Source organism: Alicyclobacillus pomorum DSM 14955, from assembly GCF_000472905.1.
GTDB lineage: Bacteria > Bacillota > Bacilli > Alicyclobacillales > Alicyclobacillaceae > Alicyclobacillus_A > Alicyclobacillus_A pomorum.
On the sequence record NZ_AXAR01000009.1, the window covers coordinates 23,474 to 48,878 of the forward strand.

Below are 25,405 nucleotides of genomic sequence, written 5' to 3' on the forward strand. Positions count from 1 at the left end.
GGTGTAACAGGCATTTCTGATACGAAATCCCCATGTCTATTTATATCAAATGTATATTTCTCTGTATATACAATGTATTTATTGTTCTTAAAACCATCATCTGCCTCTTTACAGAGCCAGAAGGGGGACATGAGGAGATTTCGTCCATGAAGGAGCCAGTGACCATGGTACAAAATGAAACAGAGGGAGGTCAATGCAGCCTTTGACCCCTCTTGATTCACCGTTAGTCCTGGTAGATCTGGCTGCCCGACTGACGAAATTCTTTAGACTTCTCGTCCATGCCCACAGCTATCGCGGATTCTACGCTTAGTCCCTTTTCCCGGGCGTACTCGCGAATATCCTGCGTGATCCGCATACTGCAGAACTTGGGTCCGCACATCGAGCAAAAGTGTGCCGTCTTCGCGGGTTCGGCAGGGAGGGTCTCATCGTGATACGCAATGGCACGTTGTGGATCCAGGGATAAGTTGAATTGATCCCGCCAACGGAACTCAAACCTCGCCTTCGACAAGGCGTCGTCACGTTGCTGAGCGTTTGGATGTCCTTTCGCCAGATCTGCCGCGTGTGCCGCAATTTTGTATGCAATGACACCTTCTTTGACGTCATCTTGATTCGGCAGCCCCAGGTGTTCCTTGGGTGTCACATAGCACAGCATGGCGGTCCCAAACCACCCAATCATGGCCGCCCCGATGGCCGACGTGATATGGTCATATCCCGGTGCAATGTCCGTGGTCAGAGGGCCCAGGGTATAAAAAGGCGCCTCATGACAGACTTCCATTTGTCTATCGACGTTTTCCTTGATTTTGTGCATGGGGACGTGTCCGGGGCCTTCAATCATCACCTGTACGTCGTGCTTCCACGCAATTTGGGTGAGCTCTCCAAGCGTCTCCAGTTCAGCAAACTGCGCCTCGTCGTTTGCATCGGCGATGGAGCCCGGGCGCAAGCCGTCCCCGAGTGAAAACGCCACGTCGTATGCCTTCATGATTTCGCAGATCTCTTCGAAGTGCGTGTACAGGAAGTTTTCCTGATGGTGAGCGAGGCACCAGGCAGCCATGATGGAACCGCCGCGCGACACAATCCCCGTGACGCGCTTGGCCGTCAGCGGGATGTAGCGCAGCAGGACACCGGCGTGGATGGTAAAATAGTCGACCCCTTGTTCGGCTTGTTCAATCAACGTGTCGCGATAGATCTCCCAGGTCAACGCTTCGGCTTCTCCACCGACTTTCTCGAGGGCTTGATAAATCGGGACGGTTCCGATGGGGACAGGGGAATTCCGGATGATCCACTCGCGCGTGGTGTGAATGTTTTTCCCTGTTGACAGGTCCATCACCGTATCGGCGCCCCACAACGTGGCCCATTTCATTTTGTTCACTTCTGCTTCAATGGAGGATGCCACGGCGGAGTTACCAATGTTGGCGTTAATCTTCACATGGAAATTGCGGCCGATAATCATCGGTTCACTTTCCGGGTGATTGATGTTTGACGGGATGATGGCGCGACCTTCCGCAACCTCTTTGCGGACGAATTCAGGATCCATCCCTTCGCGGATGGCGACAAATTCCATCTCCGGCGTAATGATACCTCGCCTTGCGTAATGCATCTGGGTGACGTTCCGGCCGGGTTTTGCCCGCAGCGGTTTACGTTTCAGACCCGGAAATACCTCTCGATTGGCGTATTGAGCATCATCTTTGAGTCCATCGTCCATAGGGATGACTTTACGCCCTTCGTATTCCTCCACATCTCCGCGTTCGAGAATCCAATTCCGCCGAATCGGCGTCAATCCGTTTCGAATGTCCGTCGCAGCGTCCAAGTCCGTGTAGATTCCGCTGGTATCATAGACGCGAATTGGCTCGTTGACTTGGTTACCGAACCGTCCGGTTGTGGGGGACAACTTAATTTCCCGCATTGGAACCCGAATGTCTGGTCTTGAGCCCTGTACGTACACTTTCTTGCTATTCGGAAAAAATTCACTGTCATGACGGATGTTGCGCGATGTTTCGGACATACTGATCCTCCCCTGGTTGCACAACAACCGACTGAGAGGCGGGTCAACCAAAAAGACCGCCGGACATATGATGCGCGGCGGTCTGCACAAAGACACAAAACATGTGCAATAAAATCCCTACGCTGGCATTATCCAGATCAGGTTGACGGTCGGCGACCACATTCGCCCTCTCAGCCCGGTTTGCCGAGCTCCCGTTTTATGATTCGATTGTTGCTTTTACGATAGCATGGATTGCCATCCTGTTCAATCGTCTGTGGTGGACGTCAACCCGATTTTGGCATAGCCAGCTGTAGGATAAACGGGCGGTGGTCAGAGGCAGTCGTCGGCAGGGTCCTGGCTGCCACCACCTGGATGTCTGGCGTCACAAGTATGTAGTCCATACGCCGAGTCGGCTTGTCGGCAGGATAGGTGTTACAGGACGGCTTGCAGGAAACCGTGGCGTCTTGAAAGAGGTTCCACAGCGGGCGCAGTTCCGGCGCCGTGCTCGGGGCGTTGAGGTCGCCAAACAACATCTGGGTTCCTGTATCCTTTTCCATAATCCGCACCATGTCGTCCACTTGCTTTTTGCGAACGGTAGGATCCGAACGGTCGTCCAAGTGCGTGACGTACACGTGCAATGGCGTTTTCCCGACCTCCACCTTGACGTCCACGAAGCCCGGGGCCAGGGCGGGGGCATCGTTTGGATGGTCCGTGGACAGCCGGGCAATCCGATGGTTTTTCTCCTCGTATATCGGGAACCGGCTGAGTATGGCGGTTCCGTGTTGACGGTTGTGAGCGCCCGGCTTGGCGGGCGGTCTATCGTACATGGGCGCGAAGAAGTAGTTCATCTGCAACTCGTACGCCAGCTTCTTCACCTGGTTGTCAAAGTGGCTCCGCGCACTCCAGTTGGCGTCCACCTCTTGTAGTCCCACAATGTCCGGGTGAATCCATCGGATGTCTTCGCAGACCCGATACACGTCATACATCTTATCCATGCCGACGCCGGAGTGGATGTTGTACGTCACTGCAGTGATGGTTTGGCCATGGCCATCGCGCGTCTCTGCGTGAGCAGTGTGCGTCATCGTGCACGTGGACACTGCCACGGCAAGCATCACGGACAACAGCTTCATCATGCGCATGCTCCAACCTCGTCTCCATCCAGAGTTCACTGATAACATGCCCATTTCCGCGCAATCTATGGCTCACCCCGAAAGGAACCTGCGCTTCGATGTCGCACGGGCGGCTGGTTCGTGACGAGTCGCATGAGAAGATTGGCGGGAAAGCCCTTGACGAGTTGGCGTACGGGGGGATGGGTAACAACCCATCGCCGAATGACATACATTTTGGGGGAGATTTCCGAGAGGAGCGTACGCCATGGGATTTCCCCCTCAACAACAAAGCAAACCTGGCATTGAATCCATGATGGTGCCTAGGCCCATATTTGATAACCCTGACTATAAACCAGCTGGGAAACTTCTCAACAAGGTAGCGCTCATCACGGGTGGGGATAGTGGCATTGGGAGAGCTGTCGCAGTCGCCTTCGCGAAAGAAGGTGCGGACATTGCCATCTCATACTTAGATGAACACAGCGATGCAAAAGAAACCAAGTTCTACGTCAAGAAGTACGGGCGCCGCTGCATTACCATTCCTGGCGATATTGGGTATGAGCAGCCCTGCCAACAAGCTGTCATGCAAACCATTCGCAAATTTGGCCGTATTGACGTTCTCGTGAATAATGCCGGTGTACTGTACATCAGGAACAGTCTACTGGATGTAGATTCGAAGCAACGAGCAAGTACTTTTCACACGAATGTATTTTCGCAGTTCATCTTGACGCAAGCTGCTCTGCCATACATGAGTCCAGGGAGCTCCATCATCAACACAACATCCATTCGGGCCTATCTGGGATCGCAAGATTCAATCGACTACTCAGCATCTAAAGGAGCCATTGTTTCGTTTACACGTTCGCTGGCACTATCACTGGCACCGCAAGGGATTCGAGTCAACGGTGTGGCCCCAGGACCCATTTGGACTCCACTCATTCCATCGTCCTTACCTCCAGAGCAGATTGCCACGTTTGGAGACGATGTTCCCATGAAGCGTGCCGGTCAACCGTTTGAGGTAGCCCCGGCTTACGTGTTCTTGGCCTCCGATGACGCATCTTACATATCAGGGCAAATTCTTCACGTGAATGGTGGGGACATTGTAAACGGTTGAGCCCATCCAATTCCCCTTGGTTTTATGGATGCCAACGCAAGACATATCAACAAAAATGGCGTGCTCATTGTCCCATGAATGAGCACGCCAATCGATACGTCAATTCACTCTTGTTTACTTCAGAACCGAAGTTAGACTGTGCAACGCCATGGTTTGCTCCGTCATTCTGTGTGATGGCGCCACAGCGGATGGGGCGTAGGGTTACTGCATGTTCGGCGAAACCTTCAGTTTGCCGCTCTGGATTTGATTTGCATAGTGCTGCACTTGATTCTGGACGTCTTTCGGTACCACCGCGTTGTACTTGGTCAGACCTACGCCTTGGCCAGCCAAGTCAAAGGTATGGGTGCCGCCCGTGAACTTGTTTTCCGTGACGTCCTTAATGATGTCATAAGTCGCAACGTCGATGCGCTTGAGGGTGCTCGTCAAGATGGCGTTGGGTGCAAGGTACGCCTGATCCGCATCGGCGCCAATGGCGTACACCCCGGCTTCGCTGGCGGCTTTGATGACGCCAATCCCAGCGCCACCGGCCAGTTGATAGACGATGTCCGCACCGCTGTTGATTTCGTCTTTGGCGACCTGGTTGCCCAGCGCTTGGTCGGTGAAGTTATTGGTCCACTTGACAATGAGGGTACCCTTCGGGTCTGTCTTCTTAAACCCTTGCTGGAACCCTGCGATGTATTCTTGAACGGGCGGGATTTGCATGCCGCCCACAATACCGACGACGTTCTTGTTGTTCATGTGCGGAATGCCGGTCTTCTGCTCCAGCAGGCCTGCCATCGCACCTGCCAGGTAGGCGCTTTGCTCCGTCTTGAAGACGGCGCCAGCCACGTTCGGAATCCCTGTAATGGTGTCATCGAGAATCAGAAACTTCGTCTTCGGGTACTGTGGTGCCACCTGTTTGACGGCGTCTTCCATCAGGTAGCCGACGGCAATAACGAGGTCATATCCTTGTTGAGCGAACCGTTGCAGATTTGGCACGTAGTCGTTCGCGGATTGAGATTGCACGACAGTGCCCGTGATGCCAAGGTCTTTTTTCGCCTTCTCCAGCCCGATATACGCGTTCTGGTTGAAGCTGTGGTCGTTCAAGCCGCCGATGTCTGTGATGAGTCCGACTTTATATTGCTTTTGGGTGGTGGTACCACCAGCCGCGTTCGCTGTGTTTGCCGTGTTGTTGGTTGCTGCACCACATCCAGCGACGAGCCCGCTGAGCGTTGTTACGGCCATCAGCGCGGCCATCCATTTTCTCTTTTTCATCTCTCACATCTCCCCCTTGTGGCGCCGCCAGGGCGTCCACGAAATGCAGCTTTTATCTTAGCGAAGTCGGATCCCTGCTACAACCTCATGCATTGGCGAGAAAACGCTGTCAAACCACCAGGGCGAACATTGTTTAAAATATCGACAAAAATGTTCGTGTTTGTGGCGGGGCATCCGCCTGCGGCCACCACCTTTGGAGAAGGGACTCCGCCACGTGCGGCTTCGCTCGTAGTATGCGTTCCAAACCTGTCCAAAATGCGACATGGCCTGACAGCCCTGTCAGAAACATTGTGAAGGGGAGTGGCTGCGTCAGATGGAATCAATGATACGCACATCGTCGTGCTAATTTTACGAAAAGGGCGTGCAAGTATCTCATGATTCACTGGCGCAACACAGCGCTGACCGCATTTGCTGCTTTGTCACTGTGCACAGCAACTCCCGCTGTGTACGCGGATACCAGCCCGTCCATTGCGTTTCCGGGCACCACCGCGTACACGGTAAAAGCAGGAGATTCGCTGTGGAAGATTGCGACTGCACACGGTGTTTCCATCGCAGACCTGGTGCAAGAAAACCGTTTGCAAAATCCCAATGTCATCCACGTTGGGCAGAAGCTGTGGATCCCTTCTGCAGCCGAAATCAAAGCGAATCACGTGATTGCCACAGGAGAGCGGTACATCGGAGCGCCTTACGTGTGGGGCGGCGTGTCTCCATCTGGATTCGATTGCTCCGGATTTACGGAATACGTGTTTCTGAAAAACGGCATCGTCCTGCCGCGCAATTCAGCAGATCAGTTCAAGACTGGCGTTCCGGTGGCAAAGAGTGAACTGCGCAAGGGAGATCTCGTCTTCTTCAACGACACGTATCGGTCCGGCATCTCGCATGTCGGGATTTACATCGGTAACGGACAGTTCATCCACGCGTCTTCCGGGAAAGGCAGCGTCACCATCTCGTCTATGTCCAATCCGTACTACGCGCAGCACTACGCGGGGGCAAAGCGGGACATTCATTGACACTCCGCATGCCTGAAGCCATGGGCTTTCGCGCAGGATTTCCGCGATGGTTGCCACAATCCTTGCCCCTTCGTTGGCAGACGGAGGGGCTTTGATATGCGCGCCGCTCAGAGGATCGAAAATGGGATAGTATGAGAAGTAAGTGTACGAGACATCGAGATGCACGGGAAGGGGCGGATGGTGATGAAGGAACCGGGCATCCAAGTGGCAGACGTCGACCGCGTCATCCGGTACCGGGAACGTGGCATCATCGGGCAGGCGCCACAAGTGAAGACGTCCGTGTTGGTGCCGCTGCTGCAAGACGAGGACGGGCAACTATCCGTGTTGTTTACGAAGCGCTCATTGTCTTTGCGGAGGCAACCGGGGGAGATCTCCTTTCCAGGCGGTCACCGCGAAGCGTCAGATGTAGACGACGCGGCGACGGCGCTCCGCGAGACAAGCGAAGAACTGGGACTGGACCCCGCAGACATCTCTTACATCGGTGCCCTTGACGTCCTCGTGGCATGGTCAGGGCTGCTGGTGTATCCGCACGTCGGTGTGCTGACGCGCCCTGCGGCCATCCATCCGAATCCGGCCGAGGTGGCGGAAGTGTTTACCGTCCCGCTCCACACCCTGCTGAACACGCAGCCGGCGGTGTATGACGTTTCTCTCCAACCGCAGCCGCCACAAGACTTTCCGTACCACCTGGTGGTGGGCGGGAAAGGCTATCAGTGGCGGACAACCAAGGTGCGGCAGTACTTCTACACGTTTGGCGAGCACGTGGTATGGGGGCTCACGGCGCGTATTCTCACCCACTTTCTGGACGTGCTCCGGGCCGCCCACTTGGGCGAGGCATAATTCGCGAAGGAGCGCGGTTTTTTGCTCCCCCAACGCCTCGTCTTTCAGGTACTCTGAAGGTACCCGCGAAGTGCCATTCGCTCGGGGAGAGGGGGAACCACCATGGCGAAGTTTCCGGAACATTTCTTATTCGGTGCGGCCACTGCAGCGTACCAAGTGGAGGGTGCCGCGGGGGAAGACGGCCGAGGTCCAAGCATTTGGGACGTGTTCAGTCACACGCCGGGAAAAGTGGTGAACGGCGAAACGGGTGACGTCGCTTGCGACCACTACCACCGCCACCGCGAAGACGTCGCCTTGATGAAGGAACTGGGGATTCATAGCTATCGGTTTTCCATTGCCTGGCCGCGCCTGTTTCCGCACGGTACCGGCGCGCTAAACGAAAAGGGATTGGACTTCTACCAGCGGCTGGTGGAGGAACTGCTCAAGCACGACATCACTCCAATGGCGACCTTGTATCACTGGGATTTGCCGCAGGCGTTACAGGACAAAGGCGGTTGGGCAAACCGCGACACGGCAGACGCGTTTGCAGCGTACGCAGACACCGTGTTCCGTCGGCTGGGAGATAAGATTCCAATGTTCATCACGCTGAACGAACCGTGGTGCAGCGCCGTGCTGGGACACGCCGTGGGCGTGCATGCGCCAGGTGATACCGACTACGGTAAGGCGCTGGCCGCCGCGCACCACTTGCTGCTTGGGCACGGCAAGGCCGTGCAGGCGTTCCGGCAGTCGGGGGCGGTGGGGAAAGTGGGGTTGACCAACATCTTGTCGCATATTGTACCGGCGTCTGACGACCCAGATGACGTGGCGGCCGCGTCGAGAATGGATGCGCTGACCAACCGCTGGTTTCTCCTGCCTATCTTCCAAGCGACCTACCCGACGGAACTGCGTGCGCTGGGCGTGGATCAGTTCACTAAGGACGGCGATCTCGCCCTGATGTCACAGCCTATCGACTTCCTCGGGGTCAACTACTACTTCGAACATCGCGTCAAGGCGAATCCCGCGGACCCCATCATCCAAGCGACCGTTCTCGAACCGACGGGCGACTTGACGGCCATGGGGTGGGGCATTTCGCCGAACGGACTGCGCGATGTGCTCCTGCGCATCCGGCGAGACTACGGAGACATCCCGATGTACGTGACGGAAAACGGGGCAGCTTTCCACGACGTGGTGGAGGGAGATATCGTACATGATGCTCCGCGCATTTCCTACCTTCGCCGCCACCTGCTGGCTGTACGCGAAGCGATGGACGCAGGCGTGGACGTCCGCGGCTACTACGTCTGGTCGCTCATGGACAACTTCGAGTGGCACCAAGGGTACGCGAAGCGGTTTGGCCTGTTCTACGTGGACTACCCAACGCAGCGCCGGCTCTGGAAGGACAGTGCGCGCTGGTACCAAAACGTGACGGCCAGCCGCGAAGTCCAGTAGTCCTGGCCCCATCTAATATCTATCATCAACGATTTGTTTCAGGTGGCCGGCAGCGGCCGCCTTTTCCACGACGAGGTGAACCATGAATCTGCAGCCATTGTTTACACAACCGATACTGCGCCAATGCCTGTTTCCCGACGTCCACCCTGGGCAAGCCAGCGATGTCTGGCTGGTGGAGACCCGCGACGAGTCTGTCATCGTCCGCCGGACGCGGATGTCTTCCGAGCCCGCCAACGACTTTTGGTGGGGCTGCCGGGACTTATTTGGCGTGGATCCCACCGACCTCTTTGCGTTGGAGGGCATGAACCGCGTCTTGGGCGAGCTTTCGCCCATTCCGGTGCCGCAAGTCCTGCGCAAGGCCGTGGTGGACGGCGTGCCGTACGTGGTGGTGGAAAAGATGCCGGGAACGACGTTGCGTTCGTTTCAATCCTTGCCCACAGAGGCGCTGGTTCAGCTCGGCGAAGCATTGGCGCGGATCCATGCGCGCAAGTTCAGCGAGTGCGGCACCCTGTCCGGTCGGCTGCGCTATCCCGTGGGCCAGTTTCACAAGCGGATGGCTGCAACCATGCGCGAACTCGTACAGCGGTATTACGCGGATGTACCGGAGATCTCCATCTTGTTGGACGAGATGTGCGCACAGTTGCTGGCGTTGCCACCGTTGCGGCACGCGAGCCTCATCATGTTGGACATGGATCCGACGCAGTTCCTGCACGAGAACGGGCGGATCACGGCCTTGGTGGACACCGAAGTGTACGCGTTGGGGCCACGAGAACTGGAACTGGTGGCGCTGGAGTACCTGTTGGACAAGGCGAGCGCGGCGGCGTTTGTCTCAGGATATGAGAGCGTGTTACCGTTCCCAGATTTACGGCAGGTGCGCGCTCCATATCGATATTTCTGCCGCCTCATGGAAGTGCAAGGACCGGTAGACATCGACGCGTGGATGAATGGGCCGAAGTGGTTTGACGAAGTGGGGTCGCCTTTGTGAACCACCTCAGCCTCTTTTTTGGTCACGGGCGGTGGGAATGCGATGTATGATTCAGGCAGTAAGGGGCTTGGATACCGGTCTACCTCCTATTGAACTTTGCATTCTACCACAAATATGGTAGAATGACAGAACAGCTGAATCTGATGGCTTGGGATAAGGGCCATCAGTACGGGGGATTTTTTTGGCGAACGTTTCGCCTATGGGGTTAAGTGCGTTCCTATGAACGCCCGGGCTGTCTCCTTAGTCCGCACCCGACAACTAACCTCGGAAGCGATAAAAGGAGGATACCGAAGAATGTCTTTTGCTTCAAAAAGAAACCTCGCTGCTATGGCACTTGGCGCCACGATGATAGCGAACATGTCTCCAGCGTTGGCAAGTACATCGACGGTAAAGCACAATCAACAGCGAGTTCATGCCACCGCTTCATCTCACTCCGGCAGGTACGTCATCAAACCCGGTGATACATTCTGGAAAATCTCGCAACGCTTCCACGTTTCACTCAACGCACTCCTCAAGGCAAACCCCCACGTCAAGGCCACGAGGTTAATCCCAGGACACACGATTGTGATACCGAACCAAGCGACACATCAGACGGCGTCACATAAAGCGACGCAGGGTGTGCATATGGCGGCCATGATGCCAGCTTACACCAAGGAAATCAATGCCGTTGCTACCGCATATACAGGCGCTCAAGGTGCTGTCGATTGCCTTGGGAACAAGGTCCATTTTGGAACTGTCGCAGTGGATCCGAAGGTGATTCCACTCGGATCGACCATCCGGATTGAAGGCATGTCTTTCCCCGGTTTCCCATCTACCTTCATCGCACATGCCACAGATGAAGGGGGCGCGATTAAGGGGAATCGCATCGACATCTTCCTGCCGGTGAGCAACAGTCAAGCGATGCGTTTCGGAGTTCAACACGTAAAAGTCTACGTGTTAAAATAATAGGGTCGGTTGCAAGTTCCACATTCAATCATCAGGCACGGTAGGGTTGGGGGTAGGACATATCCCCCCAGCAGCACCGAGAAAGTCCCTTTGATTGTTCATTGAGGGGCTTTCTCGAACTGCTCGTCCTGATATTGAACACTGAACCATTGCCCATTCCGACCAAACACCAACAAGTATGGAAATTTCCAAAAAGACCATTGCGGCAAGACAACCCCAATGAGCAGAAATGCGATACATAGGCCTTGTACCGCGTAGAACTTTTCGAGATCATTCGCGCCAATGACTGAGTTCATCCTACGGAAAAGAGATGAAATATATGGATTCTCGTTCCCGATAGAATGCGTGGCGTAATGCATTAATTACTGACAAAATTATCAGAATCATTTTATAGTATAAATGAAAATTCGGTGAGAGGCGGCAGGGGGACAGTGCGGATGATGGCCTTGCAACAGCGTTTCCCGTTTCCGTTGGAGGAAAACAGCTATTTTTATTCGAACAACCTCAAACCACTCCAACCGCCGTGTTGCATCCAACTGACCACCGAGTATTTTCACGAAGTCGCCGAGAAGCGCCGCTTGTTGGCGAATCATCCGGAGCGCTGCTTCCACGCGCTTCCAGGTACGTTGGCAGCACAATGGGAGGTGGTAGATGAGATTGTGCACCAGCTGGTGGACACCTATCCAGATTGTTTCACGCTCGAGAACCGGGGTGATGAATGGACGTTTCGGAACCTGTTGCTGAACGAGACCGAACAGTTCACGTTTGGCGATTCGAGCACACTCCCGGTGCAACCGCTTGATTGGATAGGAAGGCACGTGCAGGAAGATCTGTTGCTCATGGTCCAGCGTGACGATGACCTCCACCTCGAAGCCGGACAACTGTGCTTTCCCAGTGCCTGGTCACTCACGTTTGATCTCGGAATGGCATTTCACGAGATTCATCGGCCGGTACCGTGGAATCACGAGTTGGCCGAAAAGATCCGCCGATTTCTGCTGCGCGTTGAGGCGGGCAAACCGTGGACACGTGTGAACTGGGCCATGCACGTGGGCAGGCGGCTCGACCTGTCGCCGGAGGCGTTTCATGAGTGGGGGCCGGCGCGCTACCAGGTGTCATCCGAAAATGTGGCCGACGAGGTCCAGTTTCGCGTCGAGGAGCAGTGTGTCCTGCGGCTGCCGGGAAGCAACGCCTTGCTGTTCAGCATCCACACGTACCTGAAATCTGTCGGTGAGCTCTCTCAGAACCCGGACTGGGCGCAGAAGCTGCATTCCGTGCTGGTCACGCTCCCGGAGCAGGTGGCAGCGTACAAAGGGTTGACCGCATATCGAGCACAGGTCATCGAATATTTGGAGCGATGCCAATGATGGAGCCCAATTTGAAAGCGCTAGCACCATTTGACATACACAGCCGCTGCCGAAAGCATCTCTTGTTTGTCCATCCGCTCGGGGCAGCGCATGTCGCGCCGGATATTCGGAGAATGGCCGCCACCGGATATCCGGTCGAGTGGAACCACATCGGGGAAGGCGGGGCAGAGACATCGGACTACGGCTTTGACGCACTCATCTCCGCCAAGCGGTCGTGGCCAGATATCCATGACTCGGATGCCCTTCGAACGTATCTCGAGGACCAACCGATGGGGACGCATCTGTACATCACGGCCCCCTGGGGCTGGGGTCGCTCCATTGTCCGCCTTGCGGAGACGGTGGGATACGCCAAAGAGGACATCCAGGTCCGCGGCTTTGGGCAAAAGTACCACCAAGTTTTTTGCATTGCGTGTTACACCACAAATCCCATCGATAACGCATCGACAGTCACTTGCAGACAGTGTGGAAGGGTGATTTCGGTGTCGGATCATTATTCCCCACGATGGGATGCCGTGATGGGCTATCCGATACTGGACAACGTGACAAAGAAGGGGAACACATGAGGCACGATGCGATTCTGACCGTCCGCGTTGCGCAGATTCACCAAGAGACGCCGGTGGTGAAACGTTTCACGCTGGTGCCTGTGGGGACGGACCGATTGCCGCCGTTTTCGGCAGGCGCCCACATCACGACGTACGCTGCGTTCGACGGCCGGGTTCTGGAGCGAAACTACTCTCTTTGTAACCATCCGGGCACGCGCAATGTGTACGAGATTGCCATTCGTCGGTCAGACAACGGACAGGGGGGCTCCGCGGGCTGGCACCATCATATCCGCGTGGGCGACACGGTGCACATCAGTCCGCCGAAAAACCACTTTCCGCTCAGCCAGCGCGCACGCCACCACGTATTTCTCGCAGCGGGGATTGGTATCACGCCATTTCTGTCGATGATGGCGGAGCTTCGGGCCAGAAACGGATTGTTTGAGTTACACTACGCCGCGCCATCACGGTCTTACTGTGCCTTCCGTGAGGTCATCGAGACCTCTTATCCAGAGAGTCGTTTCTATTTTTCCGAAGAAGGGATGCGGTTGTCGCCGAACGTGCTCTGCGGTGCCAAGGTGGGTACGCACGTGTACATATGCGGCCCTTCTTCGTTTATCGAGGCGTTTTCTCAACAGGCGGAAGCGATGGGCTTCCCGAAGAGCAACATCCACGCCGAGCGGTTCACGGCGCCGACGCCGGAAAATCCGCGCCCGTTCCGGGTAACGCTGCGCAAATCCGGTCGGGATGTCGAGGTAGCAGCGCATGAAACGCTGCTCGCCGCCCTGCTTCGCGCTGGCGTGCGGGTCCGCTACGCGTGCCGCGCAGGCGGGTGCGGGACTTGCGAACTCGGCGTCGTCGAAGGAGAGGTGGAACATCGCGATGTTTACCTGACGGATGAAGAGAAGGCAGCGAATACATCCATCATTGCGTGCGTATCACGTGCGGCAGGAGACCGCCTCGTCCTGGATCTCTAATCTCATGGGGGGTTATGTTGTGGCGGACGTACAGGTTGGGTTCAACACGGCAGGGACCGTGGCAGACGGGAAGTTGCAGCGAAGTTTAAAATCGCGTCATCTCAGCATCATTGCGATTGGCGGTGCCATCGGTACAGGGTTGTTTGTGGCGAGCGGCGCCTCCATCCATTCGGCAGGGCCGGGCGGAGCGTTGCTTGCGTATCTCGCGATTGGCCTGATGGTCTACTTTGTGATGACGAGCCTTGGTGAAATGGCGACTCTGATGCCGATTTCCGGATCTTTTGCAACGTACGCAGCAAAATTTGTGGATCCGGCGCTGGGTTTCTCGATTGGCTGGAATTACTGGTTCAGTTGGGCGGTCACCATTCCGGCGGAACTGTCGGCGGGCGCGCTGGTCATGAAGTACTGGTTCCCGAACAGCCCTTCCATTCTCTGGAGCGCTATTTTCCTAGCGATTCTCTTCGTGCTCAACATTCTCTCGGCGCGCAGTTACGGCGAGGGAGAGTACTGGTTCGCCGGCATCAAGGTTGTCACCATCATCGTGTTCATTCTCGTCGGCATCGGGATGATCTTCGGCATCCTCACTCAGCCTGCTGTGGGTCTCCACAACTTTACGCTCGGTGGGAGTCCATTTCATGGCGGATTTATGGCGGTGTTCGGTGTCGCGATGATTGCTGGGTTCTCCTTTCAGGGCACCGAGATTGTCGGCATTGCAGCGGGGGAAAGCGACAACCCCTCGCGCAACGTGCCTCGGGCCATCAACACGGTGTTCTGGCGCATCCTCATTTTTTACGTGCTGTCCATCCTGGTTATCGGCCTCATCATTCCCTACACGGATCCCAACCTGCTCAAGTCCGACGTGACGGACATTGCAGTGAGCCCATTCACCCTGGTGTTCAAGCGCGCGGGCCTGGCTTTTGCGGCCGGGCTCATGAACGCCGTGATACTGACTTCCGTGCTGTCCTGCGGAAATTCATCCATGTACGCGTCGACCCGGATGTTGTGGGCGCTCGCCAAGGAGGGCAAGGCACCGAAGCTGTTCACACGGGTCAATTCCCGCGGGGTTCCGAGCTATGCCTTGTTTGTCACCACGGTTTTCGGATTCCTCGCGTTTCTCTCTTCGCTGTACGGGAACGGCGTCGTCTACATGTGGCTGTTAAACTGCTCGGGGATGACCGGATTCATCACCTGGCTCGGGATTGCCATCTGCCACTATCGGTTCCGCAAAGCGTATGTTGCGCAGGGAAGGAGCCTCGATGATCTGAAGTACCGGGCGAAATGGTATCCCTTTGGGCCCATCTTTGCATTTGTCCTGTGTACGATTGTCATCCTGGGTCAGGGCTACGGGGATTTCACCGGCGGCCCGATTCAGTGGGGAAATGTCGTTGCGACGTACATCGGCATACCCGTGTTTCTCATCTTGTGGCTGCTGTACAAATGGATTCGCAAAACCCGGGTGATTCCGCTCAACGACTGCGTGTTCCACGCGGACGAAGTGTAACCGTTCACATCCCTAGTCGCTGTGATGTCAAAGGGAAGTCATCATCAAGGGCGGCCGTGCCACAAACTCGTTGGGCCGCCCGCTTTCTACTGGGGGCGTTCTTCTGGAGAACGCGGTACTCCACGAGGCAGGCCTCCTACATAGCGAAAAGACCAAGTCATTCCAACTGGCAAACCAATGAATGCTACTAGCGTATGTGCTATGTTTCTGTTCATGATTTTCAGAATTACGGAGTATAATGATGGGGGGGGGTGCCCCCAAAAGTAATGGGATCCTAAGACTACCCCGTTTCATGATGTGGGTGCTAGTTTCGCTTTGGATCTGAGAAAGAGGAATCGCAATGATTGACAAAGAAGCACAAATGAACTGGAGAAAATCACTTTCCCCATTTGAAAGGCCCGATACCCGGAAAAGTTTATGGCAACTTGCAAATACTATATTGCCCTTTTTCGTACTGTGGTACCTAGCTTATGTAAGTCTGTCCGTTTCATTTTGGATTACAATAGCCCTCGTGATTCCGGCAAGTGGTTTTCTGGTCCGGACTTTCATCATATTCCATGATTGCTGCCATCATTCTTTTTTCAAAAGCCGAAAGGCGAATGTTATCGTCGGAAATATTACTGGCTTACTCACTACTTTCCCTTATGAACAATGGAAGTTCGAACACGCGGTTCATCATGCAACAAGCGGCAACTTGAATCGAAGGGGGACAGGGGACATTTGGACGCTCACGGTGGATGAGTATTTAGCATTGTCCCCCTTTCGGAAATTTGTTTACCGAATTTATCGAAACCCGGTTGTCTTGTTTGGGATTGGACCCGTGTTGCTTCTCCTGATTTTATACAGGTTTAACAGGAAACGCGCGGGTCGAAAGGAACGATGGAACACCTACGCTACCAATGTAGCACTGCTCACATTCGCCGGATTGCTTTGTTGGGCATTGGGATGGAGAGAATTCCTTTTAGTGGAAGGACTATGCCTTTACTTGTCCGGCATGATGGGTATTTGGTTATTTTACGTACAGCACCAATTTGAAGATACCTATTTTGAGAAAGCGGATCATTGGGACTACGTAAGTGCAGCGATAAAAGGCAGCTCATTTTATAAACTGCCGAAGGTCTTGCAATGGATGACAGGGAACATAGGATATCATCACGCTCATCACTTAAGTCCCCGAATTCCGAACTACAATCTGCAACGAGCTTGTGAAAGCATCCAGGCATTGCAGAATGTCCCCTCCATTGGGTTGCTGTCCAGTTTGCGTTCGCTTCGATACCGCCTATGGGACGAGAAGAGCGCTAAGTTCGTTACATTTGGAGACATTAAAAACCTGAGATCGAAGAAATCAGGGGACGTTACCGACAGAAGCGTGTGACTCCGCACATGCGCATGAAGGTATAAAAGATGCGGTATACAATGATGTTGCCTGTATGTGCATTTTTCGTTGCGGAATTAGAAAGGGCGATCCTACCCACCGCTAGGATCGCCTTCATTGTTGCTTTCACGCACTGCTGCGCTATCAGGGGGAACCCTGGGGAGCGCGTAGCAGGTCTGTTAATCCTGTTTGTTCTTCATCATGGAGCGCAATGCGTCACGATACGCATCATCGCTGCTACCTAGCAGTGCTTCATCAGGTTCAGCCGTCGTATCGGATGGAGAGAGACCTGACAAACGTCGAAGCGCGTCACGATAGTCGTCGTCAGTGGGGCGGCCGATGTCATCCGCAGGTGCCCTAGAGGACTGAGACGCCATGGTTGGCTGAGAGAGGGTTTCACGCGGCTGCTCCTCTGATGGACGTGCTTTCGCGGCCTCAACCGCGCTCTCCTTCTTTTCACGACGAATGAGTCGGACGTTGATGGCAATCACAATTACACTGACAATCACGATGGCGACGACATAGATGGTGATAAACTCCACGGGAATCCCCCTTGTTTCATTCCAGTTCAGCCAGATTCATCAACGAACCAACTTGGCAGTCACTTCGGCAACCCGCCGACCAAGTGCGCGTCCGAGTGCCAGATCAGATTCACTGGGCATATTCAGCGGCGCATCCGGTGAGAGTTCAACCGGACAGGTAATGCCGACACCGTAGTAAGAACCGTACATGACATTTTCCGGTACGTTACTCGGAAGACCGACAATAATCATGCCATTGTGCAACATGGGGGTAATCAGGTTCCACAGCGTCATCTCAATTCCACCGTGGATGGTCGCCGTAGTACAAAATACGGCGCCGACCTTTCCGATGAGTTTGCCCTGGGCCCACAGATACCCCAGTTTGTCAATCCACTCTTTCAGCGCGGAACTGATGGTTCCAAAGTGGCCCGGGCACCCCCAAATGATGGCGTCCACATCCACCAGGTCGCGAACATCCGCCTGATGGACGTGGCGGAGGTAGACGTCAGCGCCTTCCACGCTCGCACCTTGTGCTATCGCTTGAGCCAATGCTTCGGTATGTCCACTTTCGCTGTCGTACACCACGTAGATTTTCATAGATGATGATGCCTCCTATTTTTCAACATTGCCCTTTTTGAGCGATTTGGAAAACGCCAGTAACATCGAGTCGAGCTGAACCCCTTCAGAGGCATTTTGCAATGGTCATTTGTGAATGCGAACCGTCGCGCTCATACCAGGAGCCAACCCGGTGGGTAATCCTTGCAGCGTGATGGTGACTGGGATGACTTGCGTGACTTTCGTGTAATTGGCGTTCGTGCTGGCTGAAGGTAGTAAAGAAAACGAAGAGGCTGTGGCGAGCCCAATTTGACTGACGGTTCCCGTCACGGATGTTCCCGGAAACGCGTCAATGTACACGTCGACCGTGTCCCCGACTTTCACGTCCTGAATCTGTGTTTCCTTGATGTTGGCTGTGACATACAGTCGGTTCATGTTGTAGGCGTAGGCCAGGGGAGTGCCGGGGGCTACGTATTCGTTCGGTACCGCATTGTTTTGGACGATGGTTCCGTCCTGTGGCATGGGGATGTTGATGCTTTGGGTTGTCCCTCCGTTGGACACTGTCACTTGGCCAACCGTATCTCCGGAATGGAATGTCTTTCCTTGCGTGCCATTCCAAGAAACGAGTTTTCCGGCCGCTGGCGACGAAATCGCGATTTGTTGGCCCGCGACTTGCGCATCATCCGTCGTGAGGTACAGCGTGGACTGGTTGTAGAAGTAGTAGCCCACAAATCCAGCAATAATGACCAGCACAATGATCACGAAATTTACAATGAGTAAGCGAGTCGCCTTCATCAAGATTCCTCCTTCGATTTATGCGCATTGAGTCAGTATGTACTCAACTGGCTGCTCCAGCGGTTTGCAACATAGTGCCTGACAACGGGGGTCAGCACAATGTATCGCGCCTTCGCACTGGTGAAACACAGTCGGATTTGCAATTTGCTCACTCCAGCAACAACGGCTCTTCAGCCTCCACTCTCACGGGTTTTTTACGGTGTCTTTCACGAACAGCCCGTTCTCGTTTACTTCCATAGAACAACACCAGGATGACGGTCAGCGCAGTCAAAATCGTTGAGACCATGAATGCATCGTCCATCCCTGCCACAAACGCATTGCGTTGAATCAAACCATTCATCACGGATGCTGCAGCCTCTTTCGCGGCCGTCATCGACATCCCGTGTGCTTGCATCAATGCTTGAATCCTCATCATGAATTGACCCGATGGTGAGGTGGGTGTCACTTGCCAAGACATTTGGGCGGCGTGAATCTTTGTCTGCGTGGTCATGTAGCTGGTGAGCACAGCAGTCCCCAACGAGGCTGCAACCTGCCGTACCGTGTTGCTCATCGCAGTTCCCTGGCTGGTCAATTCAACGGGAACCGTGTTCATGCCAGCTGTCATAATGGGCATCATGGTCAGAGCCATTCCGGCGCTGCGCACAATATACAACCACTGGATTGTACTTGAACTTGTATTCGCCTCCAGCGTAGTAAATCCATACGTCGCCCATGTCACAATCAGCAATCCAACGAAGCCCAACGGACGCGGTCCGATGCGGTCAAACAGTCGACCGCCGACCGGCATCAGCACAGCGGAGACCAGCGCAGCAGGCGTCATGAAAAGCCCTGTGCGCACCGCTGAAAACCCTTGAACGTTTTGTAGGTACACGGGGAGGAAGAAAATCCCTGCAAACAGTGCGACACTGATCAGCGAGACCAGGAGCAGACTCATGCTGAACATGTAGTTTTTCAGTACCCGCAGTTGAATGATGGGGTTCTTCACGGACAACTCAACGATGATCAGGATGACCAAGCAAACCACACCTACCGTCAGGAAGGACTCCACTTCTGTGGAACGCCACCCATTGGAGGAGACTTGGTTAAATCCATACAGTAAGCTTCCGAAGCCAGCGATGGTGAAGATAAGCCCCCAGATATCCAACTTCCCTTTTACCTCGTGCGGAAACTCGTGCATCGTGAGGGTGCCGAGAATCACCGCGACAATCCCAATGGGGACATTGATGTAAAAAATGAATCGCCACGACCAATCGTCCACGAGATACCCACTGAGCGCAGGCCCGAAAGCTGGCGCTGCCATCATGGCGATGCCAAAAACGCCCATCACCATGCCGCGGCGATGCGGAGGGAATATCCGAAATATCATGGACATGGCGACCGGTTGCATCAGGGCACCGCCGATGGCCTGCAAGATTCGAAAGGCAATGATGGAACTGAGATTCCACGCGGCACCGCAGAGCGCGGATCCGATGGTGAACGTGGCGAGAGAGAACAGGAACAGCTTCTTTGCGCCAAATTTGTCCGTTAGCCATCCGGAAATCGGAATCAAAACGCCGAGAACGAGCATGTACGCCGTCATCACCCACTGAATCTGGTCGGTTGTCGCGTTCAATTCCGTCTCCATCTTGGGAATCGCCACATTCACTACACTCGTGTCCAAAATGGCCATAAACACACCGAGGATGATAATGGTCATCTGTAATGCAGGGGACTTGATTCGTTCAATTTCATAGCTGTGTGCGGTCGTCTGAGCCATACGAAACACCTCCTTTCAAACTAAGTTGCATCAAATCGCTCTGTCCCTGAATGGATGCCCTGATACATAAAGTCACCCCGTTGTTTCCATGGCTTCAGCTTTAGTGTATATAATGTTTAACCAATTAATTTTTATGATATCTAAATAAATTTGTTTCCCTCAAGTCAAATCCTTCATGAAACAAGTGATTATATGCTTAAATTTTTTATTAAGTAAAGTACATTGCGTTTGAAGGCAATCAGGAGGAAAATGAAAGATGCAATGAATGTCGTCAAGGGAGGTGTGCGGAAGCTCAAACATGAGCTTCGAATGCCATGAAGATAGCGAACGGTGTAGAAGCATTAGACGTAAGTGTCAACATGATGGGACGGCAAATGGTGATACATCCGACCCTTCTTTGGGATGAAGATGAAGTCATTTTGGTGGACACGGGAATGCCTGGTCAACTTGCGGAAATTCGCGCAGCGATGGAGCACGCTGGCGTGCCGTTTGACAAACTGAGCAAGGTCATTCTCACACATCAGGACCTCGACCATATTGGCGGTCTACCCGCGATTCTGAAGGCGGTGGACCATCCTGTTGAGGTGCTGGCGCATCAAGAAGATAAACCGTACATCGAAGGCGACAAACCGCCATTGAAGATGAATCCGGAGCGCGTCGCGAAGATGCTTGAATCCGTCCCAGCAGAACAGCGTCAGCGAGTGCAAGCGCTGTTCGGAACCCCGATAACGGCCAAGGTCGATAAAACGGTGGAAGACGGAGAGGTATTGCCATACTGCGGGGGCATCATGGTCATCTTCACACCAGGCCACACGCCGGGGCATATCAGCTTGTACCTCCATGAAAGCAAAACATTGATCACTGGAGATGCGCTTGTGGCAGCAAACGGTGAACTGCTTGGACCCAATCCCGAAGTCACACCGGATATGGAGACAGCGCTCAAGTCACTCAAAAAGTTCACGAAATACGACATCGAAACCGTCATCTGTTATCACGGTGGAGTGTACAAAGAAAACGCAAACCAACGTCTTGCAGCGTTGGCTGAGGGTCAATAATGGCAGAAGACCACTTGGGCACTGTTCCAACTTCGAAAATGGACTATCAAGCAGGTTCATAGACAGCGACTCACCCGCAAAAACGCTCGCCCCCCGGCGAGCGTAGCTTTTTATCACTCCGCAGTCAAATGGCCGATAAACAATCCCAAGCCGAAGCGTGCGAAGTACATCCACAGCAGCAGAAATATCAAGAGTACGCCACCTAACACAATGCCTACCATCGTTCCTGTGGGTTTGGTTTTCACAGCCATCCCTCCACTGGCTATCGTGCGTCAGAAGGATGGCCCGTATGCGCAAAGCGGGTCGTCCCTGCAGGGACGCGGTGACATTGGAGACCGTAACGGAAGTCGGGCTCTCTACATGTTTTCTGCGTCGACGTTGCAGTGGAGGTGGATGGGGGCAAACACTTTCAACGCTTCTCCTTTTTCACCCCCTGCAGCCGGTCCGTGCTGGGCTGCCTTCGCTTCGAAGTAATGCTCAAAAAACGGCCAAGTGTGATCTGGAAATTGACTTTCGTGCGCCCGGATGGCCGCCATTTTCCGCTGCCACGTGTTCGTGACGTCCACAAACGTGTTGGGTCTTGCCGTAAACCCGAAGGCGATGCATTGCACGCCGTGCGGCTGCAACTCGTGGCTGTTCCCAATGTTGCCCATGGCGCTAAACAGAACCGCGGCCGCTGCGGAGAGTCCCACATTCCGGTGCGCTGGGTGCGCTTCGTAGGGCAGCCAGCCGTCAATGGTGACCACCGTGTCGGGCCGGACTTGCCGAATGGCGCGGATGAATTCGTGCTGGAGCTGCTGACCGGGCAGGTAATCCGCATCGCGGTAGCTGAGCCAAATGTACTCTTGTACGCCAATGTAGCGACCCGCCTCGAGTTGCTCGTGTTTGCGGACGTTGGCCAGTTCGTTTTCGTCGCGGCGCAGCGGCGAGCCAGCGCCTCCGTCCGTCACCGTCAAGTACGTGATGTGGGCGCCTCTGTCTGCGAGCACCGCCAACGTGCCACCGCAGGCGATGTCCATGTCGTCCGGGTGCGGCTGGATGCACAGGACGCGCTTGGCGTTCAACAAGTTGGGGATGGGGGCGAGATGGGACAGGGACATAGAGTTTCCTCCTTTTGCAATTCGGCTTGGTCTGTTGGGGTCTTAACCTGAAATGTGTCGGAGTTGCTCCTGAATCCGGGTCACGTGTTTTCTGTGTAGTGGGTACCGCCAGAAGAACAGCAGGGCCACTGCGAGTGCCACCAACGGAATCCACGTGATCATCATCTTGAATCCAAACAAGGCGGACGTCGGTTGGTGTGCCCCGAGCGCGTTGGTGTACCCTGTGCTGACCAACACCGCAGTGGTCACCACAGCCTGCGCGGGGGTGCAGAGGCCCACCAGGAGGCCGTGGATACCGTAAAACATCCCTTCGCGTCGGACGCCGGTCCTCACCTGATCTTCGTCGATGATGTCTGAGATGAGGATGTCGGTCAGGACGAGGATGCCGGAGAGCCCGACGCCAAGAAAGAAGGCGGCCATCAACGCGGCGGAGAACGTATTTGTGAAGTTGAAGCTGCAGAGCGCAAGGCCAAACAAGAGAATGGCCAGCACGACGGCGCGCGAGGCCCCAATCCGCGGCACCAACCAGCCCCAGACATACACGAGCGGCAACGCCACAGCCAGTGTGGCGAGCAGTAAGTAGGATTGCTGGCCGTCCACGAGCCCGAGGTTGTACTTCGCGTAGTAGTACAGGTCAGCTGTGAGCATGGTGAACGCGAATTGCACGAAGAAGCGCATACCGATGAAGGTGACGAACGATTTGTTGACGAGCGTATGCTTGAGCGCTTGCCGCACCGGCAGTCCGACAGATTGGCCGTGCGCACGCCCCGCCCGTTGTTCTGCTCGCCGCCGCTTCAGTTCCATGCTGGGAATGGTGGTCAGGAGCGCCAGGATACTGATGATGCCGAACAGGACACCCATGGCTGGCCAGCCCATCTTCGCGGCAATCAGCGTGGGCAGGGCGAGTCCGCCCACAAGCCCGATGATGCCGAACATCTGCTTCCACGCCGAGGCCATCGCCCGCTCCGCAGGGGTGCGGAACATCTCTGGGAACAGCGCGGACCAGTTGACCATCGTCAAGTTGAACATGGTGTCGTAGAAGATGGCGGTAAGGAGAAAGTACAGGGAGAACAGGAGCACTTGGTGGGCAGACACCGGCGGAGTCCACACCAACATGAACGCGACGCCGAGTGGGACGGATCCGTACATGATGAATGGAACTCGCTGCCCCCACCGCGAGTAGGTTCTGTCCGACAGGTACCCGAGAAACGGGTACACCAGGGTCGCGTACACTGCCTGGATGGTGGCGGCCACCCCAATCCAGTCAGGCTGACCATGCAGGACGTCGATGTAGTAACTCTGCACATAAGATCCGTAGGCAAGGCTGACGAGGTTGGCAGGAATGGATCCACTGGTAAACGAAATGATCTTTGCCATCGGCCGCATATTTTTGCCTCCCTTGCATCGTGGAGGATGTGCGCTCACGATGCAACAACGCTTTTGTACAAAAGATTCGAAAAATCATCAAGAGTCGTTCCGGTCGCGTCCAATGATTCACAACAGGAGCGATGGACCACCTTCCACGAGAGCGGTCTGTCGCCAGGTTGCACATCGCGGAACAGAGGAGGCGGTCTTATGGACCTGCAATTTGATCATCTGGTACATACAGTGTATGATCCGAACTCTGTCCGCCAGCACTTCGCAGACGCCTTCGGGTGGCGCACGGTGCCGGGCGGAAAACACGTCGAGTGGGGAACGTACAACGGGCTCTCCTACTTCGGCCTGTCCTACATCGAGTGGGTGGGCGTGTTTGACGAGGCGCTGGCCAAGACCAGCGAGTTTGGCAAGTGGGTGTTGGCAGATCTGCAGCGGGGGGAAGGGGTTCAACAGTTTGCCCTCCGCACCCGGCGGCTGGACGAGATTGCAGCAGCATGGCGTGCCCGGGGTCTGAACGCTGTCGGTCCTGTGCAAGGGTTGCGTCGGCGGGAGGACGGAGCGACCTTGCGCTGGCGACTGTTGTTTCCGGCGCGCACGGACGTCGAGGCGTTCCCGCTTCCGTTTTTGATTGAGTGGGAAGAGGACGACCGCCAAAGGGAAGCCGGACTGGTGGCCGCTGGAGCTCTTCCTGCTGGGTCAGCGGATAGGCTCCAGTTGGTCAAGGTTGAGTCCCGCGTGCGCGATGTCCGCCAGTTGGCCGAGCGCTGGAACACCTGGTATGCCGACGAAGGTGCAGAGATGAGTGTATCTTCGGACGGCAGTACCGCTGTCGTCAGAGGGCTGGGGCCGGAGCTGGTCTTTCACACCGCTCAGGATGGGGAAGGTGCCGAGTGGGTGGCGCAGCACGGAGAGCGCCCCTTTCGCATGACGGTGGCGCAGCCGGCCAAAGCCGAAAGCGCGGTTCCATCCGCAGGCGCGCCGCGCACCTCATCGGTCCAAACGCTGCACGGGTTGAACGTCGTCATTGTGCAGCGGTGAGCGATGTGTAAAACGCCCGATGTTTTGCCAATCGAAACACGAAAGGGCTTGCTGGAGACAAAAAACCGGCGGAGCGTATCCTTTCCGCTCCGCCGGTGAAGTCATGCTTCATATGAGGTGGCTCGTCCCTCAACGGGCGTACGCGTGTTCCTCCAGGAAATGGCGAATGCGCGTCGTCAACAGGCTGATGGCGATTTTGTTCTCGCCGCCTTCTGGAATAATCAGGTCCGCGTACCGTTTCGATGGTTCGATGAACGCGTCGTGCATCGGTTTCACAGTGGACAGGTACTGCTCGTACACCGAGTCGACGGTCCGACCGCGGTCCTTGACGTCTCGGATGATTCTCCGCAAGACCCGGACATCCGCGTCCGTGTCTACAAACACTTTGATATCCAGCACATTGCGGATGCGCTCGTCCACCAGCACGTGGATGCCTTCCAGGACCAGGACGGGCTTGTATTCTACCGGAATGGTTTCAGGTAACCGCGTGTGCAGCGCGAAGTCGTACACAGGCAGCTGAATCGCCTGTCGGTTTCGCAGCTGGTGGAGGTGCTCCAACAATAGGTCGTTGTCAAACGCATCTGGATGGTCGTAGTTGAGGCGTTGCCGTTCCTCGAAGCTGATTTTGGAGAGATCTTTATAGTAAGCATCCTGGGAAATTAAGGCCACATTGCCTTCCCCAAGCGTTTCCACAATATTATGGGCGACTGTCGTCTTACCGGAGCCAGTGCCCCCTGCAATTCCAACGATGAGCATAACAGCGTCCCATCCCCCTTGTTCTAACTGTCGAAGTATACA

24 protein-coding genes and 2 riboswitches are annotated in these 25,405 nt (G+C 55.1%); of the genes, 13 read left to right on the forward strand and 11 right to left on the reverse strand.

The features are described from left to right. Positions 1–223 precede the first annotated feature (223 nt). Both thiC and YWK_RS19420 read right to left on the reverse strand, forming a co-directional pair. Positions 224–2,002: a phosphomethylpyrimidine synthase ThiC gene (gene thiC, locus YWK_RS0110455; protein ID WP_026964749.1), complete on the reverse strand. Its 1,779-nt coding sequence runs from the start codon at positions 2,000–2,002 to the stop codon at positions 224–226. Between the two features lie 96 nt (positions 2,003–2,098). Continuing rightward, positions 2,099–2,207: riboswitch (TPP riboswitch) on the reverse strand. A gap of 58 nt (positions 2,208–2,265) precedes the next feature. Next, entirely contained in the window at positions 2,266–3,120 is an 855-nt protein-coding gene (locus tag YWK_RS19420) for an endonuclease/exonuclease/phosphatase family protein (protein WP_051375473.1), read from the reverse strand. A 235-nt stretch (positions 3,121–3,355) separates the two neighbouring features. Here YWK_RS19420 and YWK_RS0110465 point away from each other — a divergent pair, with 235 nt between their 5' ends. Then, on the forward strand, positions 3,356–4,198 hold the full coding sequence (locus tag YWK_RS0110465; RefSeq protein ID WP_026964750.1) for an SDR family oxidoreductase: 843 nt from the start codon (positions 3,356–3,358) through the stop codon (positions 4,196–4,198). 201 nt (positions 4,199–4,399) lie between these two features. Here the strand turns inward: YWK_RS0110465 and YWK_RS0110470 are convergent, their stop codons facing one another. Further along, positions 4,400–5,452 carry a BMP family lipoprotein gene (locus tag YWK_RS0110470; RefSeq protein WP_026964751.1) on the reverse strand — a complete coding sequence of 351 codons (1,053 nt, stop codon included), beginning with the start codon at positions 5,450–5,452 and terminating at the stop codon, positions 4,400–4,402. Between the two features lie 374 nt (positions 5,453–5,826). On the opposite strand from YWK_RS0110470, the gene YWK_RS21035 reads away from it, so the two are divergent. From YWK_RS21035 to desA, 10 genes are all read left to right on the forward strand, one after another. Further along, positions 5,827–6,462: a C40 family peptidase gene (locus tag YWK_RS21035; RefSeq protein ID WP_051375474.1), complete on the forward strand. Its 636-nt coding sequence runs from the start codon at positions 5,827–5,829 to the stop codon at positions 6,460–6,462. Positions 6,463–6,621: 159 nt separating this feature from the next. Then, a complete protein-coding gene (locus YWK_RS0110480) occupies positions 6,622–7,299 on the forward strand; it encodes an NUDIX hydrolase (protein WP_245578593.1) in 678 nt (225 codons plus the stop codon). A gap of 102 nt (positions 7,300–7,401) precedes the next feature. Next, entirely contained in the window at positions 7,402–8,724 is a 1,323-nt protein-coding gene (locus tag YWK_RS0110485; RefSeq protein ID WP_026964753.1) for a GH1 family beta-glucosidase, read from the forward strand. Positions 8,725–8,806: 82 nt separating this feature from the next. Further along, positions 8,807–9,709 carry a phosphotransferase family protein gene (locus tag YWK_RS0110490; protein WP_035466690.1) on the forward strand — a complete coding sequence of 301 codons (903 nt, stop codon included), beginning with the start codon at positions 8,807–8,809 and terminating at the stop codon, positions 9,707–9,709. Positions 9,710–9,831: 122 nt separating this feature from the next. Beyond that, positions 9,832–9,997: riboswitch (cyclic di-AMP (ydaO/yuaA leader) on the forward strand. 6 nt (positions 9,998–10,003) lie between these two features. Beyond that, a complete protein-coding gene (locus tag YWK_RS0110495; protein WP_035466691.1) occupies positions 10,004–10,654 on the forward strand; it encodes a 3D domain-containing protein in 651 nt (216 codons plus the stop codon). 437 nt (positions 10,655–11,091) lie between these two features. Then, complete coding sequence (locus YWK_RS0110505) at positions 11,092–12,018, forward strand: heme-dependent oxidative N-demethylase family protein (protein WP_051375475.1); 927 nt, start codon at positions 11,092–11,094, stop codon at positions 12,016–12,018. Continuing rightward, a complete protein-coding gene (locus YWK_RS0110510; protein ID WP_026964758.1) occupies positions 12,015–12,581 on the forward strand; it encodes a hypothetical protein in 567 nt (188 codons plus the stop codon). Before YWK_RS0110505 ends, YWK_RS0110510 begins: the two co-directional genes overlap by 4 nt. Then, entirely contained in the window at positions 12,578–13,534 is a 957-nt protein-coding gene (locus tag YWK_RS22655; RefSeq protein WP_026964759.1) for a PDR/VanB family oxidoreductase, read from the forward strand. Before YWK_RS0110510 ends, YWK_RS22655 begins: the two co-directional genes overlap by 4 nt. 19 nt (positions 13,535–13,553) lie before the next feature. Next, positions 13,554–15,035: an amino acid permease gene (locus YWK_RS0110520; protein WP_415782805.1), complete on the forward strand. Its 1,482-nt coding sequence runs from the start codon at positions 13,554–13,556 to the stop codon at positions 15,033–15,035. Positions 15,036–15,378: 343 nt separating this feature from the next. Next, the gene (desA, locus tag YWK_RS0110530) at positions 15,379–16,410 is read left to right on the forward strand and encodes a Delta(5) desaturase DesA (RefSeq protein ID WP_026964761.1); all 1,032 of its coding nucleotides are present in this window, start codon (positions 15,379–15,381) and stop codon (positions 16,408–16,410) included. A 179-nt stretch (positions 16,411–16,589) separates the two neighbouring features. Here the strand turns inward: desA and YWK_RS0110535 are convergent, their stop codons facing one another. The 4 genes from YWK_RS0110535 to YWK_RS19430 form a co-directional block, all read right to left on the reverse strand. Then, positions 16,590–16,952: a hypothetical protein gene (locus YWK_RS0110535; RefSeq protein WP_026964762.1), complete on the reverse strand. Its 363-nt coding sequence runs from the start codon at positions 16,950–16,952 to the stop codon at positions 16,590–16,592. Between the two features lie 39 nt (positions 16,953–16,991). Beyond that, positions 16,992–17,528, reverse strand: coding sequence for an NAD(P)H-dependent oxidoreductase (locus YWK_RS0110540; protein WP_026964763.1), 537 nt, complete (start codon positions 17,526–17,528; stop codon positions 16,992–16,994). A 105-nt stretch (positions 17,529–17,633) separates the two neighbouring features. After that, positions 17,634–18,281, reverse strand: coding sequence for an HlyD family secretion protein (locus tag YWK_RS0110545; RefSeq protein ID WP_026964764.1), 648 nt, complete (start codon positions 18,279–18,281; stop codon positions 17,634–17,636). Between the two features lie 148 nt (positions 18,282–18,429). Next, a complete protein-coding gene (locus tag YWK_RS19430) occupies positions 18,430–20,037 on the reverse strand; it encodes a DHA2 family efflux MFS transporter permease subunit (protein WP_051375476.1) in 1,608 nt (535 codons plus the stop codon). Positions 20,038–20,351: 314 nt separating this feature from the next. Here YWK_RS19430 and YWK_RS0110555 point away from each other — a divergent pair, with 314 nt between their 5' ends. Beyond that, on the forward strand, positions 20,352–21,092 hold the full coding sequence (locus YWK_RS0110555; RefSeq protein WP_026964765.1) for an MBL fold metallo-hydrolase: 741 nt from the start codon (positions 20,352–20,354) through the stop codon (positions 21,090–21,092). 113 nt (positions 21,093–21,205) lie between these two features. On the opposite strand, the gene YWK_RS22660 is transcribed toward YWK_RS0110555, so the two are convergent. From YWK_RS22660 to YWK_RS0110570, 3 genes are all read right to left on the reverse strand, one after another. Further along, positions 21,206–21,337, reverse strand: coding sequence for a hypothetical protein (locus tag YWK_RS22660; RefSeq protein ID WP_281172242.1), 132 nt, complete (start codon positions 21,335–21,337; stop codon positions 21,206–21,208). A 111-nt stretch (positions 21,338–21,448) separates the two neighbouring features. Beyond that, on the reverse strand, positions 21,449–22,192 hold the full coding sequence (locus tag YWK_RS19435) for a PIG-L deacetylase family protein (RefSeq protein WP_051375477.1): 744 nt from the start codon (positions 22,190–22,192) through the stop codon (positions 21,449–21,451). A 42-nt stretch (positions 22,193–22,234) separates the two neighbouring features. After that, positions 22,235–23,578, reverse strand: coding sequence for an MFS transporter (locus YWK_RS0110570; protein WP_026964766.1), 1,344 nt, complete (start codon positions 23,576–23,578; stop codon positions 22,235–22,237). Positions 23,579–23,767: 189 nt separating this feature from the next. Here YWK_RS0110570 and YWK_RS21040 point away from each other — a divergent pair, with 189 nt between their 5' ends. Beyond that, positions 23,768–24,607 carry a VOC family protein gene (locus YWK_RS21040; RefSeq protein ID WP_051375478.1) on the forward strand — a complete coding sequence of 280 codons (840 nt, stop codon included), beginning with the start codon at positions 23,768–23,770 and terminating at the stop codon, positions 24,605–24,607. A 129-nt stretch (positions 24,608–24,736) separates the two neighbouring features. Here the strand turns inward: YWK_RS21040 and udk are convergent, their stop codons facing one another. Further along, positions 24,737–25,363 carry a uridine kinase gene (gene udk, locus YWK_RS0110580; RefSeq protein WP_026964767.1) on the reverse strand — a complete coding sequence of 209 codons (627 nt, stop codon included), beginning with the start codon at positions 25,361–25,363 and terminating at the stop codon, positions 24,737–24,739. Between the last annotated feature and the right edge of the window lie 42 nt (positions 25,364–25,405).

Bases quoted from the DNA above. Each gene is read 5' to 3' on its own strand.
- thiC (WP_026964749.1), bottom strand. From the start codon at position 2,002: ATGTCCGAAACATCGCGCAACATCCGTCATGACAGTGAATTTTTTCCG.
- YWK_RS19420 (WP_051375473.1), bottom strand. From the start codon at position 3,120: ATGCGCATGATGAAGCTGTTGTCCGTGATGCTTGCCGTGGCAGTGTCC.
- YWK_RS0110465 (WP_026964750.1), top strand. From the start codon at position 3,356: ATGGGATTTCCCCCTCAACAACAAAGCAAACCTGGCATTGAATCCATG.
- YWK_RS0110470 (WP_026964751.1), bottom strand. From the start codon at position 5,452: ATGAAAAAGAGAAAATGGATGGCCGCGCTGATGGCCGTAACAACGCTC.
- YWK_RS21035 (WP_051375474.1), top strand. From the start codon at position 5,827: ATGATTCACTGGCGCAACACAGCGCTGACCGCATTTGCTGCTTTGTCA.
- YWK_RS0110480 (WP_245578593.1), top strand. From the start codon at position 6,622: ATGCACGGGAAGGGGCGGATGGTGATGAAGGAACCGGGCATCCAAGTG.
- YWK_RS0110485 (WP_026964753.1), top strand. From the start codon at position 7,402: ATGGCGAAGTTTCCGGAACATTTCTTATTCGGTGCGGCCACTGCAGCG.
- YWK_RS0110490 (WP_035466690.1), top strand. From the start codon at position 8,807: ATGAATCTGCAGCCATTGTTTACACAACCGATACTGCGCCAATGCCTG.
- YWK_RS0110495 (WP_035466691.1), top strand. From the start codon at position 10,004: ATGTCTTTTGCTTCAAAAAGAAACCTCGCTGCTATGGCACTTGGCGCC.
- YWK_RS0110505 (WP_051375475.1), top strand. From the start codon at position 11,092: ATGATGGCCTTGCAACAGCGTTTCCCGTTTCCGTTGGAGGAAAACAGC.
- YWK_RS0110510 (WP_026964758.1), top strand. From the start codon at position 12,015: ATGATGGAGCCCAATTTGAAAGCGCTAGCACCATTTGACATACACAGC.
- YWK_RS22655 (WP_026964759.1), top strand. From the start codon at position 12,578: ATGAGGCACGATGCGATTCTGACCGTCCGCGTTGCGCAGATTCACCAA.
- YWK_RS0110540 (WP_026964763.1), bottom strand. From the start codon at position 17,528: ATGAAAATCTACGTGGTGTACGACAGCGAAAGTGGACATACCGAAGCA.
- YWK_RS0110545 (WP_026964764.1), bottom strand. From the start codon at position 18,281: ATGAAGGCGACTCGCTTACTCATTGTAAATTTCGTGATCATTGTGCTG.
- YWK_RS19430 (WP_051375476.1), bottom strand. From the start codon at position 20,037: ATGGCTCAGACGACCGCACACAGCTATGAAATTGAACGAATCAAGTCC.
- YWK_RS0110555 (WP_026964765.1), top strand. From the start codon at position 20,352: ATGAAGATAGCGAACGGTGTAGAAGCATTAGACGTAAGTGTCAACATG.
- YWK_RS19435 (WP_051375477.1), bottom strand. From the start codon at position 22,192: ATGTCCCTGTCCCATCTCGCCCCCATCCCCAACTTGTTGAACGCCAAG.
- YWK_RS0110570 (WP_026964766.1), bottom strand. From the start codon at position 23,578: ATGCGGCCGATGGCAAAGATCATTTCGTTTACCAGTGGATCCATTCCT.
- YWK_RS21040 (WP_051375478.1), top strand. From the start codon at position 23,768: ATGGACCTGCAATTTGATCATCTGGTACATACAGTGTATGATCCGAAC.
- udk (WP_026964767.1), bottom strand. From the start codon at position 25,363: ATGCTCATCGTTGGAATTGCAGGGGGCACTGGCTCCGGTAAGACGACA.